The organism is Gilliamella sp. B3783 (assembly GCF_026536125.1).
In the GTDB taxonomy this organism is placed as follows: Bacteria; Pseudomonadota; Gammaproteobacteria; order Enterobacterales; family Orbaceae; genus Gilliamella.
In genome coordinates, this window is the sequence record NZ_JAFNOU010000013.1 from 24883 (window position 1) to 50049 (window position 25167).

Genomic DNA, 25167 nt, shown 5'->3' on the forward strand with positions numbered 1-25167 from the left:
GATCATAAATTATGACTGAACAAACAATAAATTTTGTTAAACACGCGCCTGGTATTGGTATTTATGAAAAAGCGTTGCCTAATCAACTTTCATGGCAACAAAAAATGACTGAAGCAAAGTCTTTAGGTTTTGATTTTATTGAACTGTCTATTGATGAATCTCAAGAGCGTCAAGCAAGGCTAGATTGGTGTGACGATGATATTTATGCCTTACGACATTTATGTGAAAAAAATGGCATTTTTTTTCATTCGATATGCCTAAGTGCACATCGTAAGTATCCGTTTGGATCAGCGGATCCAACGATCCGCGAACAAGCCAAAATGATTATGCTTAAAGCAATTTCATTTGCTTATAAATTAGGTGTAAGAGTAATTCAATTAGCGGGTTATGATGTGTATTATGAACCTGCTGACTTACAAACCCATCAACGATTTATTGCGGGTATGCAATGGTGCGCGAAACAAGCAGAAAAAGCAGGCGTGATGTTAGCTGTAGAAATTATGGATACTAATTATCTTAACTCGTTAAGTAAATTTGAAATCCTAAAGGCAGAAATCAACTCACCTTATTTTATGGCTTATCCTGATGTGGGTAATATATCGGGATGGAACTTTGATATTAGTACTGAGCTTTTACTCAGTCGCAATCATATTGTTCAAATACACCTAAAAGATACCTATAAAGTTAAACCCAATTATGCCGGGCAATTTAGGGATTTAGTTATTGGTGAAGGAGAAGTTGATTTTGCTGCAGTATTTAACACATTGAAATTAATGAATTATTGTGCGCCACTGGTTATCGAAATGTGGGCTAATGATGATCATTGGAAAGATAATATCATCCTAGCACAGCAACGATTAAAGGCTATTGCTCAGCAGGCTGATTTTCCGCTTTTTTCTTCACTTGATTAAAATCAAAACGCTATTGATATTTTATGTTTAACTCATCACCTTTTGGGTGGTGAGGCATTTTTTTAAAATATAACCTATTGAAAAAATAAAACTATATTAAATTATGGTTTAATCACTTTTCTCATTTTATTTTTGTGATTCACCTTGTGATGAATGATATTCTAGTTGGTAATAGCGTCACCTTGTGGTATTTTGTGCAAATATTTTGGTGATTTTGCAAATTTGATATCATTGCTTGTTTAACGTGCAAATTAATCTGTTAAATTAACTTACCATCTATTTGTTATCATTAAAATTTTTATAAAAAAATAGAGAATTAACAGGTTTTAGATAGACTAATGTACAAATTATCCTTTTTTAAGTTGCCCTTTATTTTTATAACACTATTTCTTATTTCAAGTGCTTTTATTTTCAACATTAGATTTGGTATAACTTTTCTTGCTACTTTTCATGACTATAAAAATTTATGGTCTTCACTGTATAAACTTACCCCTTATCAATTGCTACGTTCAATTCCCGAATGTCTATTGTTATTTGGGGTATCTGCAATTGCATTTTATCGAATTAACGTTCATTTAGTGACCTTAAAAAATATTGTTCTTATTATAATAAATGTGTTGATTGTTTGTACTATTGGTTATTTATTAAGTGTTATAGCCGATTTAATGTTTGATGAAATATTCATCAATTATATCGATGTTGATTCATGGTTATTTATTTTAGTGCTAAGTATTATCCCTGATAGTCTATTTTATTTGTGTGCAGGTTTACTGACTTATTATTGCATTAGGGGATTAAATAATCAGTTTGAAAAGAGTGCGTTAGTTTTTGAACTTAATACGCTTAATAGCTGTAAAATTCATTTTATTTTATTTTTAGTCTTTTTCTTTTTTACTTTGATTGGTTTCCCGTCTTTTATTTTAGATATTTTGATCCAACAAGATCACTATCTTATTTCGATTGGCCGCCATATTGCCTTCCCTTTTATCTGTTATGTGTTGACTTTCTGTGTTGTTATAGTTGTTTGCAAAAACATGTTTACTCAAGTATTTATGGTATTACAGATTGATAGAATTGTGAAAAGTGTGGTTTATTCGAATCTGTTTATTTTTGTGTTTAATTTTACTCTTTTTAGCATTGCTGAAAGCTTATTTGACTTGACTGTTAGCCAAATCACTTTACATGATTACACTGCGTTAGTATTAAAAATAGCACTAGCAACTATCTCGTTTATTTTATCTTGTTTGATTGTGCGTAAAGTTACCCAGTACTATTTTTATCGAAACACTGGGTATAGCTTAACGTTATAATAGTGTTGTTTGTTGTTGCTTAAGTGAATCGGCAATGTGCTGTTGTGTTTTTAATGTTCGAATATTTTGTAATACTTGTGCCGCTTGAAAATAGTGCGATTTTAAGTAAGCTAGCCATTGTTTGATGCGCGCTGAATGATAAAGCGGTTTAACCTCTTCGATAGTTGTTGTAGCGTAATTGATTAAAATTTCTAAAATTTGTTGCCACTGTAACTCTGCATCATTAAAACGAATCATATTGGCTAAGTTTGGGATCGTTAAAATACCACGTCCAAGCATAATGTCTTGGCTTTGACTTTGGATAAGACAGTTTTGCGCATCTTTAACGGAAAAAATCTCGCCGTTAGCAATAACTGGAATATTTAATTTTTGTTTAATTTTTCCTATTGTTTGCCAATCGATTTTGTCAGCTTGATAACCGTCAGTTTTTGTTCTTCCATGAATGACAATTTCATTTGCTCCTGCCTGTTCAATCGCGTTAGCAATGTCTAAACAGTAAGATTTGTCTGTCCACCCTAAACGAATTTTGGCTGATAGTTTTGCCGTTGTGCCAATAGCGAGTCTTGTTTGTTCAACAATATTAAATATTTGTTCTGGGTATTGTAATAAGTAAGCGCCGCCGTGGCTGCCCACGACTGTTTTAGCAGGACAACCAAAATTGATATCTATTCCATACGAACCCAACTCAATAGCTTTAACCGCATTTTCTGCCATCCATTGTGGTGATTGCCCTAAAATTTGCACACGCACAGGCGTACCGGACGCTGTTTTTCCATCATGGTAAAGTTCAGGGCATAGACGGTAAAATGTTCGGTTAGATAATTTATGATGAGTCACTCTGACAAATTCTGTCACACAATAATCAAATTGATTAATTTGAGTTAAGATTTTTCTCACATTATAATCTAACACGCCTTCCATCGGTGCTAAGATGATACGATTGAATTTCATTGTCGTGCCTGCTTATTTTGTTCATTACCACAGATTGAGCAGTTAGGTTGTTTTGTCAGCTTAACTTGATTAAATTGCATGCTCATTGTATCAACCATTAGTAGTCGACCCGATAACGGTGTGCCATAATGAGTAAGCACTTTTATTGCTTCTAATGCTTGCATTGAGCCAAACATTCCCACTAAAGGGGCCATTACCCCAGTTTCAACGCAACTCAATTGATCGTCGCCAAATAAACGACTCAGGCAATGGTAACAAGGTTCATCATGCTGATAAGTAAATACAGTTAATAAACCTTCCATACGAATGGCTGCACCAGAGACTAGTGGTGTTTTAGTTTGAAAACAGCAACGATTAATTTGTTCTCGAGTGGTTAGATTGTCGCTACAATCAATCACAATTTGATGATGTTTGATAAGTGAAAGTAAGCGACTATCATCCAGTTTTTGATTCACTGTATTAATGATAGTATCTGCATTGCGTTTACTTAGCGTGTGTTTTGCAACTTCAACTTTATATTGATTGATTGTTTTTTCTGTATATAAAATTTGCCGGTTTAAATTTGATTTTGTCACGGTATCAAAATCAACTAAGGTTAACTTTCCAACGCCAGCCGCTGTGAGGTAAAGCGAAGCTGCACAGCCAAGTCCGCCTAAACCAATAATTAGTGCCGCACTATTTTTTAACACTTGCTGTTTTTCAATATCAAAACCATGCAAAGTTATTTGCCTATCGTAACGAAATAATTCTTGATCAGTTAGCGCTTGCATAATAGATAATTGTTCATCGTAAATTGCTATATTATAGCAGACACTTGACGCCTTACGGCGCCAAGCTGTTAAGATTATTTGTCAAAACCAGATAAAAAGGTGAGATATTCTTCTTTGGTCATGAGTGGTTTATAATTTGATATGAGGGTTTGTGCTGATTTTGCGTCATCAAAAAGTAAATCGATAATTGTACACGCCATCATTTGTGCAGGGCGAATATAAGCCATTTCTTCATCAAATACGACATAATCTTTTCCATGCAACACGCCTCTCACAGATCCGATCCATGGGTGACTTACTGGCATAATGTGCGACAAATCACCTGTATCAGTACTACCAGTCATATGTGGCGCAACTGAGACATTTTCTTCACCAATTAATTTTTCAGCGTTATGCTTCAAAAGTTCATTTAACGTGGCATTATTATGTAAAGGTAGATAACCTGGTAAATCTTTGATTTCACAACTAGCCCCAACAGCCATCGCCCCCGCTTGTAAGGCTTGATTAATCCGTTCATTGGCTTTAATCATTGCAGGAACGTTACCTGCACGCACATAACTTTCCATTCTTACATCACTGGGTACGACGTTGACCAAATCGCCACCTTGAGTAATTATTGGGTGGAATCGGATATAATCTTTTTCTTGAAATGTGTCACGAATTGCATTAACACCCATCAATCCCATCATCGCTGCATTTAATGCGTTAACGCCTGCATGTGGGGCTGCTGCTGCGTGAGCTGCTTCACCTTTATATTTGATTAGTTTTCCAATAAATCCATTGCTGGTTGTTGATATTTCAATAAAACCATCTTTACGTTCATTTGGTACACTAGTTAAGTGGATTTGCAGCGCCATATCGACATCATCAAATTCACCTCGGGAAATGAGTTCAGGCTTACCCCCGATGTATTTGATTTTACCTTCTTCAATAAGCCGATTTCGATAAGTGATTTCCACATATTCTTCAGCTGGTACTGCAAAAGGAACCACATCACCCGCTAAATATTGCATTGCGCCAGAATCGATTAGTCCCATCGTCACAGCCATCATATTCGCAATTTGTGCATTATGCCCACAGCAATGAGCTGCGCCAGAGGTTTCATCAGCAGCAGGGTGATCTGCACAAATTATGGCATCAAGTTCACCAATAACTGCGATGCTATATTTACTGCCTTTTCCGCCTTTTAACCGGCCTTTAACACCGGTTAACGCTAATTTATTTTTATAGGGTACGCCCAATTTTTCAAATGTTTGCTCTACTTTTTTTGCGGTTTTGTGTTCTTTGTAACCAAGTTCGGGTTCAGCCCAAATAGCTTCAGCAATGGCTTTTATGTCCGCTTTTCGGTTTGCAATAGCAAGGCAAACCTGTTGTTTAAGTTCTTCTTTATTCATGAGTTAATTCCTACTCCAGTTAAATAACACCTTCCCAATGTAACGTAATTTGTGCAATGATTGCGGCAAAAATAAACGTACCTGAAAACACCGCTAGCGAAACAGGGATAATTCGCCAAGAGATACTTTTAAATAATGCTAAATCTTTGCCAATAGCAAGCCCTGCGTAGGCAAGTACCGGTGTACAAACTGCAAGTAATGATACATTGTCCGTAATTGAAACAACTTGTTCGTGGAAAGGAAATATAGGGGATGAGGCAACGGCTGCAACTACTGACACCCATAAAATTACTGGAAATTTATTGAGTAAAGGTACTTTGCCAACAAAGTATCCAACAATTGATATAACCACTAAAATGGCTAATGCTTGTAACGATAACATAAAATCAACTTTATAGCCGACAGTGTTACCTGCTGCCATAATGATAGCGACTAAAATGAGTAAAAATAGCGTTTCTAAACTTTTCATTACAACAATCCTTCCTTAATTACGACGAAAACGAGCAAAAGTGTTATATAAAAAAGAAGCAAAAGGTAATGAAAATAGTGTATAAATGTAGATACCAACTATACTGGACATTAGATTTGCTGTTGTTGCATAGGCTTTAATTTCACTTGCCAGATCTGGATACAGATCGCTAATTGGTGCTAGTGACGCAGCCATCATACTTCCGCTACCAACACCCGCGCCCATCGCTAAAGCATAGGGATGAAGAATATCTAATTTAGCCATAATACTCGCTAAGATGCTCATCCAAATCGCACCATAAAGTGTGCCGCAAACGTACATAGCCATCACACCGCGTCCTTCGGCTGAATCTAAACCGTATTTATCTGCAACAATGGCAATATTAGGTTCACGTGCAACTGAGTAAGTGGCGCCAACCGCTTCACGTTTCATACCTAACATCATTGCTAAAGGTAATCCTAATAAAATGGTACCGGCAAAGTGACCGAGTTCTTGAAAAATGAGTGCCAATTTTGCATCTTTTAAAATCATATCGATTTTAGGACCAACGGCAACGCCCAATTTGGCAACAAGTAGCATTAATGTGACAATCATAACGGCACTTGCATGATTCATATTTTTTATGTTTAATATTTTGAGCTTAGGAAGGCTTATGATTCCGCCAATAATCATAGCATATAGCATGGGGTATAAAGTAATAATCCAAATAGATTGTTTACCAATAAACTCACAGATCAGAACGACTATCAGTGCTAACAAATGCACTCTATAGTCTTTAATAATTTCCATCCTTATAAACCTCTAATAGTTTTTATCAATAATCACTATCCATGATATCTAGAATCATAGTCAGTATTTGCATTGCATATTTAATATACATAACCTTGATTATTACCGTCAATAAACAACTGTTGTTAATTTGAAATCATACTTAAGATTACCTTTTTGATGAGCTGATTAAAACAATTCAATAATAAATATCAATAAATGCCTTTATAAGCCCTTTATTTGATTTATAATACAGACAATTTTTATAGCTTGAAATTTTAACAGGATATTTTATGCGTTCGATTTATTGTGGTCAGTTAAACTCATCTCATATTAATCAAGAAGTTACCTTATGTGGTTGGGTTAATAAACGCCGAGATTTAGGTGGTATGATTTTTATTGATATGCGTGATCGCGAAGGAATTGTACAGGTCTTTTTTGATCCTGATTATTTGCAGGCGTATCAGTTAGCGGGTGAACTACGCAATGAGTTTTGTATTCAAATTAAAGGTAAAGTAAGGGCTAGACCAGAAGGCCAAATCAATAAAGATATGGCAACTGGTGAAGTTGAAGTTTTAGCAACTGAACTTGTTATTTTTAATCGAAGTGATGTTTTACCATTAGACTTTAATCAAAATAATAGTGAAGAGCAGCGTTTAAAATATCGATACATTGATCTTCGTCGTCAGGAGATGACGGCAATTTTCAAAACACGCGCTAAAGTGACTGCTTTTGTGCGTTCGTTTATGAATGAACATGGTTTTTTAGACATCGAAACACCTATGTTAACTAAAGCCACACCAGAAGGTGCGCGTGATTATTTAGTGCCTAGCCGAATTCATAACGGTGAATTTTATGCTTTACCTCAGTCTCCACAACTATTTAAACAACTCTTAATGATGTCAGGATTTGACCGATATTATCAAATTGTTAAATGCTTTCGTGATGAGGATTTACGCGCAGATCGCCAACCTGAATTTACCCAAATTGATGTTGAAACTTCATTTATGACAGCAGAGCAAGTGCGTGAAATCATGGAGCAAATGATTCGTGAACTTTGGTTGCATGTTAAAAATGTTGATTTAGGCAAGTTCCCTGTTATGACCTTTGCAGAAGCAATGCGACGTTTTGGTAGTGATAAGCCGGATTTACGTAACCCGCTTGAAATTATTGATGTTGCAGATTTGGTTAAAGATGTCGATTTCAAAGTATTTTCAACGCCTGCTAATGATCCAAAAGGGCGTGTTGCATTACTTTGTGTGCCTAATGGCGCGCAATTAACCCGAAAACAGCTCGATGATTATACGCAATTTATTTCAGTTTATGGTGCCAAAGGTATGGCTTGGATCAAAGTTAATGAACGTAGCAAAGGACTAGATGGTGTACAAAGCCCTGTTGCAAAATTCTTTAATCAGACACAAATGGAAGCATTACTTAATCGAGCTAATGCTAAAGATGGCGATATATTATTATTTGGTGCTGATAGCTACAAAGTTGTTAGTGATGCGCTAGGCGCATTACGCTTAAAAGTTGGTAAGGATTTAGCCTTAACCGATGAAAATAGATGGGCTGTTCTTTGGGTTGTGGATTTTCCAATGTTTGAAGAAACAGATGAAGGACTTAGTGCCATGCACCATCCATTCACCTCTCCAAAAGATTTTACCCCTCAGCAGCTAATGGACAGTCCTGAAACAGCGGTTGCTAATGCCTATGATATGGTCATTAATGGTTATGAAGTAGGGGGCGGCTCAGTGCGTATTCATCGCAGTGAAATGCAACAAGCGGTATTTTCAATTTTAGGTATTAATGAACATGATCAACGTGAAAAATTTGGTTTTTTACTTGATGCCTTAAAATATGGAACCCCGCCTCATGCTGGACTGGCATTCGGATTAGATCGCTTAACTATGCTATTAACAGGCACGGATAATATTCGAGATGTGATTGCATTTCCGAAAACCACAGCTGCTACCTGTTTATTGACTGATGCACCGAGCCCGGCAAATCCAGCAGCATTAGTAGAACTAGGAATCGAAGTTTGCAAAAAATAGCGAAATGTTAAATGCAAACATTTAAAAAACCTGAATCGGTGTTAGTTGTTATTTACTGCCAAACCACTTTGCGTTGTTTGATGATGCAACGCAAAGATGATCCTAATTTTTGGCAGTCAGTAACAGGCAGTTTAGAGAATAACGAATTGCCAATTGAAACGGCAATTCGTGAAGTGTATGAAGAAACAGGTATTGATATTGTTGGTAGTAATTTGTCGTTAGTCGATGCTAAACATGTTGTTGAATTTGAAATTTTTCCACAGTTTAGACATCGATATGCACCACAGGTTAAGATAAATAAAGAACATTGGTTTTATCTGCCTCTGACCACAGAGGTAAAACCTATGTTGAGTGAACATTTAGCCTATCAATGGATGTCAATTCAAGATGCGGCTAATTTGACCTTATCGCCTAATAATCGAGAGGCAATCAAGAAGATTGTAAATTATTAAAATTCAGTTAAGAGGTCAGGCATGAAATTAAATCGTTATATTATGTCAATTTGTTTATCTTTTTTTACCCTAAACAGTTATGCTGAAATAAACATACCAAAGTGTCAGATTAACCAAAATCAATACATGATTTTTGATGAATATGATACTCAAATTGCAGAGAAGATAATTGATTATAAATTACATGATCAACCTGAAAAACGAGCAAGTAGTATTATTAAAATATTTGCTAATGATAATAGTGAAAATCGAAATTACTGGTTAGCTTCTTTTCAATTTGACGATAACACGACGCAATATTTATTCTTTCAAGTTGAACCAGAAAAGTTTATAGAAGTTGATCAAAAACAATTTCAAACCTTATTACCTAAAATTATTGAATGCAATCAGAATAAACAAACGCCCATTTATAGTGAAAATTTTGATGAAGATTAATCCAAGACAGAAGCCAAACCTCATTTAATAAACAAAACCCCTTTGGATTGGGTATCAAAGTAACAGGGAGTAATAGTGAATGAATTTTTCTAATTTTCGTGATTTTTTAACTTATCTTGAGCAACAAGGTGAATTAAAACGCATTACTTATCCTGTTAGTCCTTATCTTGAAATGACCGAAATTGCCGATAGAGTTTTACGTGCACAAGGTCCCGCATTATTATTTGAAAACCCTATTGGTTATACGATGCCTGTACTATGTAATTTATTTGGTACAACAAAACGAGTTGCAATGGCAATGGGGCAAGACGATCCCTCGGCATTACGTGAAATTGGGCAGCTTTTAGCTTTTTTACGTGAACCTGAACCGCCAAAAGGTATTCGACAATTTTTTAATGTTTTACCGAAATATAAGCAGATATTGAATATGCCGGTCAAGCGCCGATCATCGGCCCCTTGTCAAGAAGTAGTATTAAAAGATGAACACGTTGATTTAACACAATTGCCTATTATGCATTGCTGGCCAGAGGATGTAGCTCCGTTACTTTCTTGGGGATTAACTATTACTAAAGGTCCTTATAAAGAAAGGCAAAATGTGGGTATTTATCGATTGCAATTATTAGCTAAAAATAAATTAGTGATGCGCTGGTTATCACATCGAGGTGGTGCGCTTGATTTTGCCGAATGGCAACAAGCTCATCCTCACGAAAAATTTCCAGTGGCAGTGGCTATTGGTGCAGATCCTGCAACAATTTTAGCCGCAGTTACACCCGTACCCGATACTTTACCAGAATACGCATTTGCAGGGTTATTAAGGCAAGGTCGAACCGAGGTAGTTAAAGCATTGTCTAATGACTTAGATTTACCAGCCACAGCAGAAATTATTTTAGAAGGTTATATTGATCCGAATGAAGTGGTACCGGAAGGACCTTATGGTGATCATACCGGTTATTATAATGAAGTTGAACATTTTGCTGTTTTTACTGTGACCCATTTAACTCATCGCAAAGATGCTATTTATCATTCAACTTATACTGGACGGCCACCCGATGAACCGGCTATTATGGGACTCGCGTTAAATGAGGTATTTATTCCTATTTTACAAAAGCAGTTTCCCGAGATTGTAGACTTTTATTTACCGCCAGAAGGATGTTCATATCGAATAGCTGTTGTGACTATCAAAAAGCAGTACCCTGGGCATGCTAAACGTATCATGATGGGGGTTTGGTCCTACTTACGACAGTTTATGTATACCAAGTTTGTCATTGTTTGTGATGATGATATTAATGCACGCGATTGGAAAGATGTTATGTGGGCGATTTCAACACGTATGGATCCTCATCGAGACACCACATTCATTGATAATACTCCGATTGATTATTTAGATTTTGCTTCTCCGGTTTCGGGCTTAGGATCTAAAATGGGATTGGATGCCACAAATAAATGGCCAGGAGAAACTAACCGAGAGTGGGGCAAAATAATTAAAAAAGATCCTAAGGTCGTTGCTTATATTGATGAGATTTGGGATAAACTTGGCGTGTAGCCAGTTGATAACAATGTTTGATAAACAATATCTTTTACATAAATTTACTTAAAATAAACAAAAACTATCACCTTTTTATGCATTTATGTATAATTATTACCCATGTTATGGCAATTAAATAATTATGAAAAAATTTCGAATTTTATTGGCGCTTATGTTTTGGTTTTCTTATGGTGTCTTGGCAAGTGAAACCAAAACTCAGGCAGATACTGAACTGAAGGTTGCAGATCCTGGTTCATTAATCCCTTCTTTACGGGTTTCAGCTGAAAAAGGTGATGCCCAAGCTCAATTCTCATTGGGAACTATTTACAAGCAAGGCTTAGGCGTTGATGTTAGTGATATTCGAGCTTTTTTTTGGTATAAAAAAGCAGCGGATCAAGGATTAGCTAAAGCGCAAAATAATCTGGCTTATATGTATCAAAATGGTTTGGGTACCACAGCTGATCTTGTGCAGGCATTTCAATATTATAAACGCGCAGCAGACCAAAATTATGCCTTAGCTAAATATAATTTGGCGTTAATGTATAAAAATGGTGAAGGGACAACTAAAAATACGTTAAGTGCAATTGATTATTTTACTCAAGCTGGCGAGCAAGGCGTTTTAGATGCTTACCTTAATTTAGGTATCATGTATTTTTTTGGCGATGGTGTAAAAGAAGATAAAATGGTTGCGGCAGATTGGTTTAGTAAGGCCGCTAAAAATAATAATCCAGAAGCGCAATACTATTTAGGTTTGATGTCAGAACATGGTGATGGTTTAACTAAAGATTATGTCGCTGCTACTTATTTTTATACTCAAGCCGCAGAACGAGGGCATGTACTAGCGATGTATAACTTGGGCATTATGTATGCAACAGGAACTGGCACAAAATCTGATAATTCCAAAGCTGCATACTGGTTTACTAAAGCGGCTGAAGCGGGTAATGCTGATGCACAATACAATATTGGCGTGATGTATGAAGTTGGTGGCGGCGTACCAAAAGATACCAAGAAGGCTGTAGAATGGTACATTAAAGCCGCAGAACAAGGTAGTGTTGATGCGCAATATAATTTAGGTATAAAGTACCTTGAAGGCGAAGGGACTGAAAAAAATACCAATCGGGCGATTTATTGGTTTACTAAAGCAAGCGAGCAAGGTGACAAAGATGCTAAAGCTTATTTAGATCAGTTATTATCGGGAAAATAAAAAGAGCAAATTGCTCTTTTTATTTTTTGATGATCCGTTACCCTGAATTACGCATACCAGCAGCAATTCCGGATATAGTAATCATTAATCCTTGTTCAACCGTTGTATTTTCTTCTTCACTGCGATTACGCGAACGTCTCAATAATTCAGCTTGTAATAAGTTTAACGGTTCGATATATGTATTACGTAATGCAACCGATTCAGCAATCCAAGGCAAGTCAGCCATTAAGCTAATATCATCGGTGATAGTTAGTACGGTGTTAATGTCTTGAGTTAATAAATTTCTTAATTCTTCACCTAACGGCCATAAAATCGGATCGACAAGTCTTTGCTCGTAATATTCATGAATATTTGGTGCTGCTTTAGCGTAAACCATTTCTAACATACCTAAACGTGCATTAAAAAACGGCCAATTATGATACATGTCTTTAAGTAAATCTTTTTTTCCTTCTTCAATCACTTGTTTAAGTGCACTACCGGCACCTAACCAAGATGGCACCATCAAACGGTTTTGTGTCCAAGCAAAAATCCACGGAATGGCGCGTAAACTTTCAATACCGCCACCTGTTCGTCGTTTTTGTGGACGAGAACCAAGTGGTAATCGTCCAAGTTCTGCTTCTGGCGTTACTGCTCTAAAATAATCGACAAATTCGGCACGTTCACGTACATAACTTCGATAGCAACGACATGATATATCAGACATTTCATCCATAATATCACGCCATGCTTGTTTAGGCTCTGGTGGAGGTAATAAGTTAGCTTGTAAAATGGCTGATGCATATAGCATCAAACTGCTTAGAGCTACTTCCGGTAAACCCAGTTTAAAGCGGATCATTTCACCTTGTTCTGTCACGCGAAGACCACCTTTTAACGATCCTGGTGGTTGTGAAAGTAATGCCGCATGTGCGGGTGCACCGCCTCGACCTATCGATCCACCTCGCCCATGAAAGAGCACAAGATTGATATTATATTTTTCAAATAGGTGAACCAACTCTTCTTGTGAACGATATTGTGCCCACGATGCAGCGAGCGTACCTGCATCTTTAGCAGAGTCAGAATAACCAATCATGACCATCTGTTTACCTTGAATCTTTTCACGGTACCAAGGAATATCCAGAAGTTTTTGCATGACAGATTTGGCATTATTTAAATCATCTAAGGTTTCAAATAATGGAGCAACAGGGATATTTTTTTGACAGTCGACCATTTTTAAGAGTAGGTAAACCGCTAAAATATCTGAAGGCGCTTTGGCCATTGATATAACATAAGATGCAATCGATTCTTGTCCTGCCTTTTTGATAACACGGCAAGTATCTAAAACTTCTTGTACCATTTCTGGTGGTTGCCAGCGGTAAGGTAATAAAGGGCGATTTGATTGCAATTCTGTTAATAAAAATGCCTGTTTTTCATCTTCAGACCACTGGGCATAACTGCCTAGGTTCAGCTCTTTAGTTAATGCATCTAGTGCTTCAGTATGGACAGCGCTATCTTGGCGAATATCTAACCTGACTAATTGTAAACCAAAGCTTTTTATACGTCGTAACGTATCAAGTAGTGGACCATGTGCTATTGTTGACATGCCATTTTCAATTAATGATTCATAGCAGGTATAAAGTGGTGTCCACAGTTGTTCATTTTTAATTAAGATATCTGTAGGGGGGATGACTTGTTCATTATTCAGTAATGAAACAATATAACTATGGGTTTTCACTAGTCGAGCTCGTAACTGTTTCATCACTGCTCGATAAGGTTCAGAGGCAGATTTATTATTTTCATCTAACAAGTTGATAACCGCTTGGCTACATTCACTCATCGATAATTCACGAACCAGTATTTGAATGTCAGCTAAAAATAACTCAATTGCTTTTAACCTAGCTTGTAACATGACCTTTTCTGTCACTTTAGCTGTTACATTTGGGTTGCCATCACGGTCGCCCCCCATCCATGAGGTAAATTTAATTGGAACATGATCAACCGATAATTGTTCGTTAAATGCATCAACTAATTGATCATTAAATTCACGTAAAAACAGTGGCACCCCTTCCCATAAACTATCTTCAATGACTGAAAATCCCCATTTTGCTTCATCAAGCGGTGTAGGGCGTTTTTTACGGATTTCATCGGTGTACCATGCTTGGCAGACAAGTTGTTTAAGACGGCGCATGATCCGTTCTATTTCGTAATCAGCTAAATCATTATGATCTAGTTGAGATAGACAATTATTAATAGCCGTATAGGTATTAATCATTGTTCTGCGATTAATTTCGGTTGGATGAGCTGTTAATACGAGTTCAATCGAAAGATCATTAATAGCTTGTGTTATGGTTTGATTTGAAAAATTGAGTTTTTTTAATGTACTAAATAATTCCGTCATTTTTTTAGGGCTACTCGATGCTTCGCCATGAGGAGAAATACCATAATATTCGGCGGCAGTATTAACCAAATTTAAAAATTGATTAAATGCTCGAGCAACATGTAACAAATCTTCATCATTTAAATTTTCAATCAATTTAAGTAATTCATTATGGGCTTGTTTATTACCTTGCTGTGCTGATTTCGATAATTGTCTTATTTCTTCCACTAAATCAAATGTTTCATTACCAGTGGCGCGTTTAATTGCATCACCGAGTAAAGTCCCTAGCATATTGACGTTGCTTCTCATTGAGGAATATTCACTGTTCATTCTGTTCTCATTTTCATAATTATGGCTAACTAAACTTTAAACTGTAAAACGATTATTACAATTTAAAGGCTAAGATATAAGTCATTGCTAATTTGTTTAAGATATATACTTTATAACAATACCACATTGAATTTAAATCATAAAATTTTATATTCTTTATTGTTTTAATTGTTTTAATTATATTCTCATCATTATCTAAATAGATAAAAAAATTAATTAAGCGTATTTTTTAGTCAGATTATGTTTTTAAATGCTTGTTTTCTGTTAACAGATTGTCTGTAAACTGTATCTTAATAGGATTTGGGTATATACTAAGGCAATGATTAATGTATATTGGATTGTTATTTGATGCTTATTGTTTTCTATATTGCGTCGATTATTACTGTTATTGCCAGTATAAAAGTGATTAGTTGCTTACGTGTTGATAAAGCCATTTTATACCTTATTATTGCGCTTTTCGCTTCAGCTTTAATATTTATTTTACTCGATACGTATTTTTCTGCTGTTTTATACATTATTTTATTTATTGGTGGCACAGTGATGTTATTTTTATCTGTTGCAACTATTCTACGAATTCGTGTCGACAATGTTGAGAATAAAAAGCGAGGCATCAGTCCTAAAATTTGGCTAGGCCCATTAGTTTTAGCTTTTATTTTATTAGTCGTACTAATTTATGGAGTAGTGAGTACTGACTATTCTCAGATTAAAGAGTCACATGAGTTAATGCATGAAATGTCAGTATATGCTTACATTTTAATGTCTGAATTGGCTGTTTTTTTGTTGTTAGGTGCAGTTGTTATTGCTTATCATTTTATGCATCGGCTATTGTCGGAGAAATAATATGATTCCTTTAATGCATTGTCTTATTCTTGCGTCTGTATTATTTGTAATTGGCTTATTAGGGGTGATGATTCGACGTAATTTTTACTTTCTACTATTAAGCCTTATGATTATGAATAATGGCGCTATCGTCGCTGTGGTTTCTGCTAGTAGTTATTGGCAACAGCCAGAAGGACAAATTCTGGCTATTTTAGCTGTCATTACTGTATTAGCGCAAGCGTGTGTTGGGCTTGCGTTGCTGATGAAATTAATATACCGCCGTAAAATATTTAATATTGACTCATTGAGTGAAATGAAAGGATGAACTTACTTTATTTAACTATTATTGTTCCTTTAGTCTCTTTTTTATTATTAGTTTGTCTAGGGAGACATATTCGGTCAATTAATGTCATGATTATTGGCTTTAGCACAATGCTAATTGTTGCTCTTATTACGCTATTTTCATGTATTGATTTTAGTAAAAATACTGTACCTGATATGACGTTAGTCTATAGCCGACCACTTTGGAATTGGTTTTCAGTCGGTGATTTTGTTGTTCCTTTATCTTTAACGCTAGATGGTTTATCGCTTACTTTTCTGGTGTTAATTGCCTTTTTTGGTCTATTAATTTATTTTTTTGCAGCCTGTTATTTAACCTCAAAAAAAGATATTTATAATTTTTATGCGTATAGTAATTTATTAATTGCTAGTATGCTAACTATTGTACTAGTTGATAATCTCTTAGTTATGTTAATTGGTTGGGAGGGGGTAAGTTTAAGTACTTACTTACTTATTGGTATTTATTATAAGCAGGTGCGTAATGGTTATGCTGCTGTTAAAGCCTTTGTTATCATGCATTTAACCGATATCTTTCTTATTATTGGTATTTTTTTACTGTATCAAACTTTAGATACGTTAAATATTCGTGACATTTTAACTCAAGCTCATGATAATCTAGCTATCGATTCAGATGTTATTTTTTGGATAACATTGATGTTATTTTTAGGGGCAATAAGTAAATCTGCACTATTCCCTATGCACTCATGGTTTGTTGAAACAACATTAGCACCTATGCCAGCAGTGGCTTTGCTGCAATCATCTACGGTTATTTTAGCAGGGGTATATTTGGTTCTACGTTTAAGTAATTTGTTTATGATGTCGAGTGATACGTTAGCCATTATGACAATTATTTCTTCGTTAACCGTATTATTTGCTAGTTCAATTGCTCTAGTTCAAAGTGATATTAAGCGTATAATCACTTTTACTAACCTTGCTCAGCTTAGTTACTTATTTTATGCGTTTTCCACACAAAGTTGGAATTTATCACTCAATTGTTTAATCAATTATGCGGTAACCAGCTCTTTACTCATTTTTGCCTCTGCGATTTTAATTAAAAAATGTCATGGTGAGCGTGATATCAATAAGCTTGGTGGATTAGTCAAATCATTCCCAATGTTGTATGCCATATTTTTGCTTGTTATGTTGTCATTAAGTGCCATGCCTTGGATCTCCGCCTCTTTTTATATCAAAGGTGATATTATTTGGGGGCTAATGGCTAAAGATCATCTCATGGCTGGTACTATTGGTTTATTAGGTATTTTGTTATCTAGTTTAAGTATTTGGCGACTAATTTTTACCGCATTTTATCATAAACCAAAGATTTTTGACTTTAATAGAACTATGTGGATAAGTTATTGTCCAGCCTTTATCCTATTGATTTTTACAACAGCAATTTTTATCTATTTCCCGCTACCTGTTCAAGGGCTTATTCCTATTGCTGAACTTGATACTAACGGTCAGTTATCGTTTCAATTACTACTCGCTGCTGTAACATTATTGAGTTTTCTTATCGCCTATATTTTGTACGCACATCCGAATAGTGAAGTGCAAGAAATACTTAATACACCAATGATTAAATTCTTTGCGCGATTATGTAATGGCGATTGGCGCTTTGATTATGTTGTCAGTTACCTATTTGTTAAACCTTATCTATTTTTAGCTAACCTACTTAAACAAGATCCTTTAGCATTATGGGATAATTGGATAATGTTAGGGATAAAGAAAGTTAACTCATATATTGTCAGCTTAGAAAATGGGCATATAAGGTGGTATATGGTTTCAATTGTCATGGGAAGCATTATTATATTAATGTTACTCGTTTTTATTTAATAAAGGTGTAATCTTTCATGTTGTTATCGCTTGTATTCTTACCTGTAATAGGCGGATTTATTAGTTGGTTATGCCATGTTTTTTTATTGCGAATTGTTAGAACTTCTTATCTACCATCGCGTTGGTATAAGTTACCAATGGTCATTGCATTTCTGACAATTTTAATTACGTTAATGCTTGCTTTAATCTTATGGTTAGATGGATTAACGGTATTACAACAAGGTAATAACTGGCTTGAAGAAGTGAATATTGAATGGATTCCTTTGCTAAATATTCATTTCCATTTGGTATTAGATGGCTTATCGTTGGTGATAATTGCTTCCACACTTTTTATTGTATTACTGACAATTGTTTATTCCAGTAAAGAAAGTTTGAATAATTTTGGTTTGTTTTATTTATGCATTTTATTTATGACATCAGCTATTATGATGTTATTTGTTATCACCGATCTGTTTTTGATGTTCTTTTTTTGGGAAGCGGTAGCAATTCCTATTTATTTTATCATTTCTTTATGGGGGCGTCGCGACTCAAGTTCCCAATTGCGTTTTAATGGTGCGAGCAAATTTTTGATTTATACTCAAATTAGTAGTTTGTTAATGTTAATATCCATTGTGTCATTAGCGTTAATTAATTGGAATTTAACGGGTCATTGGACTTTTGATTATCAAGTTTTAACCAAAACCCCCATTTCTAGCTATACTGAATTTTTACTAATGCTCGGTTTTTTAGCCGCTTTTATTGTACGCATCCCTTTTGTACCATTTCATCGCTGGTTTATTGATGCCCATATTGAATCATCCACTTCGGGATCAATGATGATTAGTGGTTTACTTCTGACAACAGCTACCTTTGGGCTATTTAGAATTGTGATTCCTCTGTTTCCAAATGCTTCAGTTATGATTATGCCATTAATCTTAATATTAGCATTATTTACTTTGGTTTATGCAGCGCTATTAGCGTTTAATCAAACTGATATCAAAAAGTTAATTGCTTATGTACATATTGCTTTAATGGGCTATATGACAGCAATTATCTACAGTGGTTCAGTGATTGCTTATCAAGGTATTGTGATACAAATGATTGCCATTAATTTAGTTATCGTTGGCATGTTTATAATTAGTGGACTGTTAGTTGAATGTTACTCAACGCGTAATATTAATCAATTTACAGGTCTTAAACAGAAAGTTCGTTATCTTTCTACATTTACCTTATTTTTTATTTTGGCTATTTTAGGTATTCCAGGTACTGCTAATTTTGTTGGCAACTATATGATGTTACTTGGTAGCTATACATCATTCTCTTATTACACTATTTTGTTAGTGATTGGTTTACTCTTATTGTCAATTTCATTGATTATTCGCATGCAACCAATTTTTTATGGTGTTGTAGAAAGAAATCATTCAGCTAAATATCACCTTAGTAGAAAAGATATTTCATTATTAACTAGTGTATTAATGGTATTAGTTTTTATTGGCTTATACCCACAAATAGTGTTGGATATGTCATATTCTGTTGTCAACCAAACCCAACAATACATTACAGCAGAGCGCGCGGGAGAGTAATAACTTATGATAGCCTTATCGCCGATATTTGTTTTAAGCTTTACTATCATTGTTTTGCTTATTGCCCTATTTTTTCTGAAAATGAACACAAAAGGGTGTGCTTTTTTAACCGTGTGTGGTTTAGTTTGTGCATTGCTATGTTCTTCTATGATTGGTTACAAAATATCGTTCAATACTCAGATGATAACAGATATAAGCAGCGATAATATGCAAATATCTTTAAATTCGGATGTAACAACCAAAGCAGACTCTGTACCAAATAATGAGGAAACGATTGCTGTTGATGCTGTGCCCACTGAGCCCGAAACAAAGGCTGATGATAACGCTCAACAAAACAATCAAACTGATGTTAATTCCAACACAACCTCAGATACTAATAATGGAAATATTGAAGATAAATCGAACACAGATCCTTCAATGGAAGAATGGAAAGCGCATCAAATTACTGCCTTATTTACTTGTGATGGTTATGGATTGCTTTATACCAGTTTAATTTTAATCATTGCAATTACAGTATCTTGCTTAGCCTATCGTTGGTTTGTCCATGAAAGAATTGCTCATGGTTTGTTTTATGTTATTTTACTCTTTATGACATTAGGCGGCGTTACACTAGTCTATGCTAGCCATTTGATCTCTTTTTTTGTTGGCATTGAATTACTTTCAATTCCATTTGTTGGGTTAATTGGCTATCAATATATACAAACTCACTCCTTAGAGGCTGCCGTTAAATATATGATTTTATCCGCTGTGGCTAGTGTGTTTTTATTGATGGGCATTGCCTTTTATTATGCAACAACTGGCGAGCTAACTTTTAGCGGGTTAAGTTACCAACTTTCAACTATGTCTTACCCAAGTAATTTATTACTAATGGGCGTTTGTTTAATGTTAGTTGGGATTGGTTTTAAACTTTCATTAGTGCCTTTTCAGTTATGGTTGCCCGATGTTTATCAAGGTGCACCGACAGTTGTTGCTCTATTATTATCAACAGTAGGAAAGGTCGCACTATTTTGTGCTATTGCAAGGTTGTTTTTATTGGCACCGATTGTTAATAATGAAACCATTCGAATGATACTTGTTATCATGGCACTATTATCAATACTATGGGGAAATTTAATTGCTTTAATGCAAAGTAGTCTAAAACGGCTATTAGCGTATTCCTCCATTGCACATTTTGGTTATTTACTCATTGCCTTAATTGCTGTGCAATATCAAGTATTAGCTTTAGAAACAATTGGGGTATACTTAATTAGCTATATTTTAGCCAATATCTGCATATTAGGTGTGATTAGTTTAGAATCACATTCTGATGAATTGCAAGATCATGAAAACGAAGTGGATTTATCGGGATTATTCTGGCGTAGACCTATCTTAGCATTAACGATGGCCGTTGGATTATTATCGTTAGCTGGAGTCCCCCTTACAGCAGGGTTTGTTGGTCGTTTTCTATTAGTACTGTTGGGGGTAACTGCTGAATTATGGTGGTTAATTGCTGCAGTGGTAATTGGTAGCGCTCTAGGTTTATATTTTTATGCACGCTTAATTATTAATCTTTATATTAGGCCTTCTTGTCGAGACGATCAGATATTAAATAGTGCTATTATCAAACTAAAATGGCAGGATATTAAAATAAGCGAACTCATTATTGCGTTGTCTGCCTTATTAATTCTCATTTGTGGTATTTATCCTAAATGGCTATTTAATTTAGTGAGTATGGCGCAATATCTGACGACTTAATAAGCGTTTTTCGCCTTAAAAAGTTTTTACAGTTAGATTGAAATTGATTTGAACAATGTACTTGGGTCTTTTTTATATTAGAAAATATCTGTTACCTTAAACATTTTGACAAGAAATAGTTAATAATAGATTTAGTTATTGTGTTATAATTCCGACCTTTAATATTTTATTTGAATCAAGAGGACCTATATGGACTTTTTAATTTCTAATGCTTATGCAACTGAAGGGGCTGCGGCTGAAAGCAATCCTTATTTTTTACCTATCATGTTGGTTGTGTTTGGTCTGTTTTTCTATTTTATGATTATGCGCCCACAACAAAAACGTGCTAAAGCCCATCGTGAACTTATGGCTTCGATTTCAAAAGGTGACGAAGTGTTAACCAATGGTGGACTTATTGGTCGTGTATCTAAAGTTAACGACAATGGTTATATTGCGTTAGAGTTAAATGATACAACAGAGGTTGTTATCAAACGTGACTTTATCACATCTGTTTTACCAAAAGGGACAATGAAGTCACTATAATAGCAAAAGCTGTTATAGTTCATTGTGTTAATTAGCTAATTCCACAAGAGAATATGTCGTGTTAAATCGCTATCCTTTGTGGAAGTACATTATGTTGGTCGTCGTTATTCTCGCCGGCCTACTTTATGCACTTCCAAATATTTATGGTGAAGATCCCGCTATACAAATTTCCGGTTCAAATACTGCTGAAATTAATGTTGCTACCCAAGATAAAATTAAAAAACTCTTGACTGATAATCATATAGAACCTAAATCATTTGTCTTTGAAAATAAATCTATTTTAATTCGTGTAGGTGATAATGATACTCAGCTCAAAGCCAAAGAGTTAATTTCACAAGAGTTAGGGAATGATTATATTGTTGCACTCAATTTAGCACCAGCAACTCCAGCTTGGTTAACGGCTTTAGGTGCCGAACCAATGAAACTTGGTCTTGATTTACGTGGTGGTGTTCACTTCTTAATGGAAGTTGATATGACAACAGCACTCAGTAAGCTCATTGAACAATCGACTGAAAATTTAAAATTTGAGTTAACAAATAGCAAATTAAATTATGCAGCCATCAATAAAGAGGGCAATCAACAAATTGTTGTGCAATTTGCGAATATTGAAGATCGTAATAAAGCTATCACTAAAATTAATGGTTTACCAGATTATAAACTTACCTCACAAACTGAAAATAGTATTACTATCAATATCAGTGAACAGCGTTTACAACAAGCCAAAAATGATGCTGTTCAACAAAATACCACTATTTTACGTAATCGTGTAAATCAATTAGGTGTTGCTGAGCCTATTGTGCAGCGTCAAGGTTCAGATCGCATTGTGGTGGAATTACCGGGTATTCAAGATACTGCTTTAGCTAAACGTATTTTGGGGGCAACAGCCACCCTTGAGTTTAGGCAAGTAAATGAAGATAACACCCCTAATTTACCCGCTATTATCAAAGGTGATATGCGCGTTCCATATGGTTCTGAAATCAAATATATGGAAAACGGGCGCCCTGTTTTGCTCTATAAACGTGTAGTACTAACTGGTGATCACATTACTGATTCTTCATTCAGAGTCAATGAATATAGCCAACCAGAAGTTGCTATTACGCTTGATAGTTCTGGTGGTAAAACGATGCTAGATTTTACTCAGAAAAATCTCAAAAAATCGATGGCAACGTTATTTGTCGAATATAAAGATACAGGAAAACGTGACGAAAATGATAAACCTATTCTTGAAAAACAAGAGCGGGTAATCAATGTTGCGACAATTCAAGGTATTTTTAGTGATCGTTTTCAGGTGACAGGGATAAGTAGTGTTGATGAAGCTAAAAATCTATCCCTACTATTACGAGCTGGCGCCTTAATTGCACCGATTCAAATTATCGAAGAGCGTACAGTTGGACCATCAATGGGACAAGAGAATATCACACAAGGTTTAGAGTCTTGTGTTTGGGGACTACTCATTTCTGTCTTCTTTATGCTCATTGTTTATCGTCTATTTGGTGTGTTTGCTAGCCTTGCGTTGGTTGCCAACTTAATACTAATTGTGGGCGCTATGTCATTATTACCAGGTGCAACATTAAGTATGCCAGGTATTGCAGGGATTGTATTAACAGTAGGTATGGCCGTTGATGCTAACGTTCTTATCAATGAACGAATTAAAGAAGAGCTCAGTAATGGTCGCGGTGTACAACATGCCATTAATGAAGGTTATGCTGGGGCTTGGAGTAGTATTTTCGATGCGAATATTACCACATTAATTACCGCGGTTATTCTTTATGCTGTGGGTACTGGCTCGATTAAAGGATTTGCTATCACCTTGGGTATCGGTATTGTAACATCGATGTTTACATCGATCGTAGGTACTCGAGCATTAGCTAATTTGATTTATGGCGGTCGTCGCGTTAATAAGTTATCAATTTAGAGGTTTATTGTGACTGTTGATAAAAAAGAAAATCATGATGTTAGAGAACTAAATCATGGACGCAGAGTGCTCGACTTTTTAAAATTTGGTTTTATCGCTTTTGTGATTTCAATGCTACTCGTAGTCGCTTCAGTTGTCGTTATCTTTGTTAAGGGTTTTAATCTTGGACAAGATTTCACCGGCGGTACAACCGTTGAAATTACGGTGACAAAAGCAGTTAATCTTGATGATCTGCGTAATAGTTTACGGGACGCCGGTTATCATGAGCCCGTCGTGCAATACTATGGTAGCAGTAAAGATATTATCATTCGATTGGCTGCGGCCAAACAAGAAAACGGTACGGTATCATCTGTTATTGATAATGCGTTAGGCAGTAAAATTTCTAATTTAATCCATAAAGATATTGATGCTGATGCGCAGATTAAACGTATTGAATTTGTAGGTCCGACTGTTGGTGCTGAATTAGCACAAGATGGTATCTTAGCGATTTGCGCTGCGTTAATTTGTATCTTGATCTATATCGCGTTTCGTTTTGAATGGCGATTTGGTACGGGTGCAGTAGTTGCATTAGCGCATGATGTTGTGATAACTGCTGGTTATTTATCGTTATTTCAACGTGAATTAGATCTAACGATTATTGCTGCAATGTTATCCATCATTGGCTATTCTCTTAACGATACCATTGTTGTATTTGACCGAATTCGTGAAAACTTTAGAAAAATTCGTCGAGCTTCTCCTTATGATGTCATTAATATTTCGTTAACCCAGACTTTACACCGCACTCTGATGACTTCAGGAACAACGCTTGCAGTTGTGATTATCCTGTATATTTTTGGCGGTTCAATGTTAAAAGGTTTTTCTGAAACATTAGGCGTTGGTATTATTTTAGGGACAATTTCATCAATTTATGTTGCTGCTTATATGTCACTTAAATTAGGTATAAAACGCGAACATTTTATGCCACCAAAAGTGGAAGTTGAAGGCGCAGATCAACCATCGATTTTACGTTAGTTATATAAAGCTCTTTCACATAGTGAAAGGGCTTTATTTGATTGTTTTTTTAACAATTAACATCAAATAGATTGACACCTATGGTCTAGTTGCATATTATTACCACCAGTTTTTATCCCTTTCTATTTGGGGCCATAGCTCAGCTGGGAGAGCGCAACGCTGGCAGCGTTGAGGTCAGGGGTTCGATCCCCCTTGGCTCCACCAATTCAATATTTCGAAATATTCTTTTTAAACCCAGCAAAACACATCAAATCAAATCATAAGTTTAAAAGACTAGGGTAATACTACCTACTGACAGCGTGATCAATATGTTTTTATTTTAAGAATTGCCATAATCAACCCATTTACCTGTTTTTTCATCTCGTACACCCCATTCTAAACGGCTCTCTAATATGGCCTGTTGTACTTTTGGGGAATAGTCCGATAAGGTGGTTTCTTTCGGAATCGGTTTGCCTTTTCTGCCTGCTTGTCGAATGACCTTAGGCCAACGAGGTTGCCAGCATAAACACTCC

The 25167-nt window shown here is 35.5% G+C and carries 21 protein-coding genes, 1 tRNA gene and 1 pseudogene; 16 read left to right on the top strand and 7 right to left on the bottom strand.

Features of this window, described 5'->3' with window-relative positions:
- The first annotated feature begins 11 nt into the window (after positions 1 to 11).
- Both J3U59_RS11615 and J3U59_RS11620 read left to right on the top strand, forming a co-directional pair.
- Positions 12 to 911, top strand: a complete 900-nt coding sequence (locus tag J3U59_RS11615; protein ID WP_267334475.1) for an L-ribulose-5-phosphate 3-epimerase — start codon at positions 12 to 14, stop codon at positions 909 to 911.
- Positions 912 to 1249: 338 nt separating this feature from the next.
- Positions 1250 to 2221: a hypothetical protein gene (locus tag J3U59_RS11620; RefSeq protein ID WP_267334473.1), complete on the top strand. Its 972-nt coding sequence runs from the start codon at positions 1250 to 1252 to the stop codon at positions 2219 to 2221.
- Here J3U59_RS11620 and dusC read toward each other — a convergent pair.
- The 5 genes from dusC to J3U59_RS11645 form a co-directional block, all read right to left on the bottom strand.
- Positions 2216 to 3172, bottom strand: coding sequence for a tRNA dihydrouridine(16) synthase DusC (gene dusC, locus J3U59_RS11625; RefSeq protein WP_267334471.1), 957 nt, complete (start codon positions 3170 to 3172; stop codon positions 2216 to 2218). The two genes, J3U59_RS11620 and dusC, sit on opposite strands and share 6 nt — an antisense overlap.
- A complete protein-coding gene (locus tag J3U59_RS11630; protein ID WP_267334469.1) occupies positions 3169 to 3942 on the bottom strand; it encodes a molybdopterin-synthase adenylyltransferase MoeB in 774 nt (257 codons plus the stop codon). Before J3U59_RS11630 ends, dusC begins: the two co-directional genes overlap by 4 nt.
- Before the next feature lie 74 nt (positions 3943 to 4016).
- Positions 4017 to 5336, bottom strand: a complete 1320-nt coding sequence (locus J3U59_RS11635; RefSeq protein ID WP_267334467.1) for an amidohydrolase — start codon at positions 5334 to 5336, stop codon at positions 4017 to 4019.
- 19 nt (positions 5337 to 5355) lie between these two features.
- On the bottom strand, positions 5356 to 5805 hold the full coding sequence (locus J3U59_RS11640) for a hypothetical protein (protein ID WP_267334465.1): 450 nt from the start codon (positions 5803 to 5805) through the stop codon (positions 5356 to 5358).
- Positions 5806 to 5820: 15 nt separating this feature from the next.
- Positions 5821 to 6594, bottom strand: a complete 774-nt coding sequence (locus J3U59_RS11645) for a DUF3100 domain-containing protein (protein WP_267334463.1) — start codon at positions 6592 to 6594, stop codon at positions 5821 to 5823.
- Between the two features lie 272 nt (positions 6595 to 6866).
- Between J3U59_RS11645 and aspS the strand changes: the two genes are divergently transcribed.
- From aspS to J3U59_RS11670, 5 genes are all read left to right on the top strand, one after another.
- Entirely contained in the window at positions 6867 to 8624 is a 1758-nt protein-coding gene (gene aspS / locus J3U59_RS11650) for an aspartate--tRNA ligase (RefSeq protein WP_267334461.1), read from the top strand.
- A gap of 11 nt (positions 8625 to 8635) precedes the next feature.
- Complete coding sequence (nudB, locus tag J3U59_RS11655; RefSeq protein ID WP_267334459.1) at positions 8636 to 9076, top strand: dihydroneopterin triphosphate diphosphatase; 441 nt, start codon at positions 8636 to 8638, stop codon at positions 9074 to 9076.
- A 21-nt stretch (positions 9077 to 9097) separates the two neighbouring features.
- Positions 9098 to 9511 carry a hypothetical protein gene (locus J3U59_RS11660; RefSeq protein ID WP_267334457.1) on the top strand — a complete coding sequence of 138 codons (414 nt, stop codon included), beginning with the start codon at positions 9098 to 9100 and terminating at the stop codon, positions 9509 to 9511.
- A 79-nt stretch (positions 9512 to 9590) separates the two neighbouring features.
- Positions 9591 to 11054: a 4-hydroxy-3-polyprenylbenzoate decarboxylase gene (ubiD, locus tag J3U59_RS11665; protein WP_267334455.1), complete on the top strand. Its 1464-nt coding sequence runs from the start codon at positions 9591 to 9593 to the stop codon at positions 11052 to 11054.
- A 124-nt stretch (positions 11055 to 11178) separates the two neighbouring features.
- Complete coding sequence (locus J3U59_RS11670) at positions 11179 to 12240, top strand: SEL1-like repeat protein (RefSeq protein ID WP_267334453.1); 1062 nt, start codon at positions 11179 to 11181, stop codon at positions 12238 to 12240.
- 37 nt (positions 12241 to 12277) lie between these two features.
- Here the strand turns inward: J3U59_RS11670 and ppc are convergent, their stop codons facing one another.
- Positions 12278 to 14923, bottom strand: coding sequence for a phosphoenolpyruvate carboxylase (gene ppc / locus J3U59_RS11675; RefSeq protein ID WP_267334451.1), 2646 nt, complete (start codon positions 14921 to 14923; stop codon positions 12278 to 12280).
- A 348-nt stretch (positions 14924 to 15271) separates the two neighbouring features.
- Here ppc and J3U59_RS11680 point away from each other — a divergent pair, with 348 nt between their 5' ends.
- From J3U59_RS11680 to J3U59_RS11720, 9 genes are all read left to right on the top strand, one after another.
- Positions 15272 to 15763 (top strand): NADH-quinone oxidoreductase subunit J, encoded by a 492-nt coding sequence (locus tag J3U59_RS11680; RefSeq protein WP_267334449.1) that lies wholly within the window; start codon positions 15272 to 15274, stop codon positions 15761 to 15763.
- 1 nt (position 15764) lies between these two features.
- A complete protein-coding gene (gene nuoK / locus J3U59_RS11685; protein ID WP_267334447.1) occupies positions 15765 to 16067 on the top strand; it encodes an NADH-quinone oxidoreductase subunit NuoK in 303 nt (100 codons plus the stop codon).
- Entirely contained in the window at positions 16064 to 17911 is a 1848-nt protein-coding gene (locus J3U59_RS11690) for an NADH-quinone oxidoreductase subunit L (protein ID WP_267334445.1), read from the top strand. Before nuoK ends, J3U59_RS11690 begins: the two co-directional genes overlap by 4 nt.
- Before the next feature lie 17 nt (positions 17912 to 17928).
- Entirely contained in the window at positions 17929 to 19473 is a 1545-nt protein-coding gene (locus tag J3U59_RS11695; protein ID WP_267334443.1) for a complex I subunit 4 family protein, read from the top strand.
- 207 nt (positions 19474 to 19680) lie between these two features.
- Positions 19681 to 21207 (top strand): NADH-quinone oxidoreductase subunit N, encoded by a 1527-nt coding sequence (locus tag J3U59_RS11700; RefSeq protein ID WP_267334441.1) that lies wholly within the window; start codon positions 19681 to 19683, stop codon positions 21205 to 21207.
- Positions 21208 to 21396: 189 nt separating this feature from the next.
- Positions 21397 to 21729 (top strand): preprotein translocase subunit YajC, encoded by a 333-nt coding sequence (gene yajC, locus J3U59_RS11705; RefSeq protein WP_267334439.1) that lies wholly within the window; start codon positions 21397 to 21399, stop codon positions 21727 to 21729.
- 58 nt (positions 21730 to 21787) lie between these two features.
- Positions 21788 to 23644, top strand: a complete 1857-nt coding sequence (gene secD / locus J3U59_RS11710) for a protein translocase subunit SecD (RefSeq protein WP_267334437.1) — start codon at positions 21788 to 21790, stop codon at positions 23642 to 23644.
- Between the two features lie 9 nt (positions 23645 to 23653).
- Positions 23654 to 24655: a protein translocase subunit SecF gene (gene secF, locus J3U59_RS11715; RefSeq protein WP_267334435.1), complete on the top strand. Its 1002-nt coding sequence runs from the start codon at positions 23654 to 23656 to the stop codon at positions 24653 to 24655.
- Positions 24656 to 24783: 128 nt separating this feature from the next.
- Positions 24784 to 24859: transfer RNA gene (locus J3U59_RS11720), tRNA-Ala, on the top strand.
- Between the two features lie 115 nt (positions 24860 to 24974).
- On the opposite strand, the pseudogene J3U59_RS11725 reads toward J3U59_RS11720, so the two are convergent.
- A pseudogene (locus J3U59_RS11725) lies at positions 24975 to 25167 on the bottom strand (hypothetical protein); the annotation flags it as partial.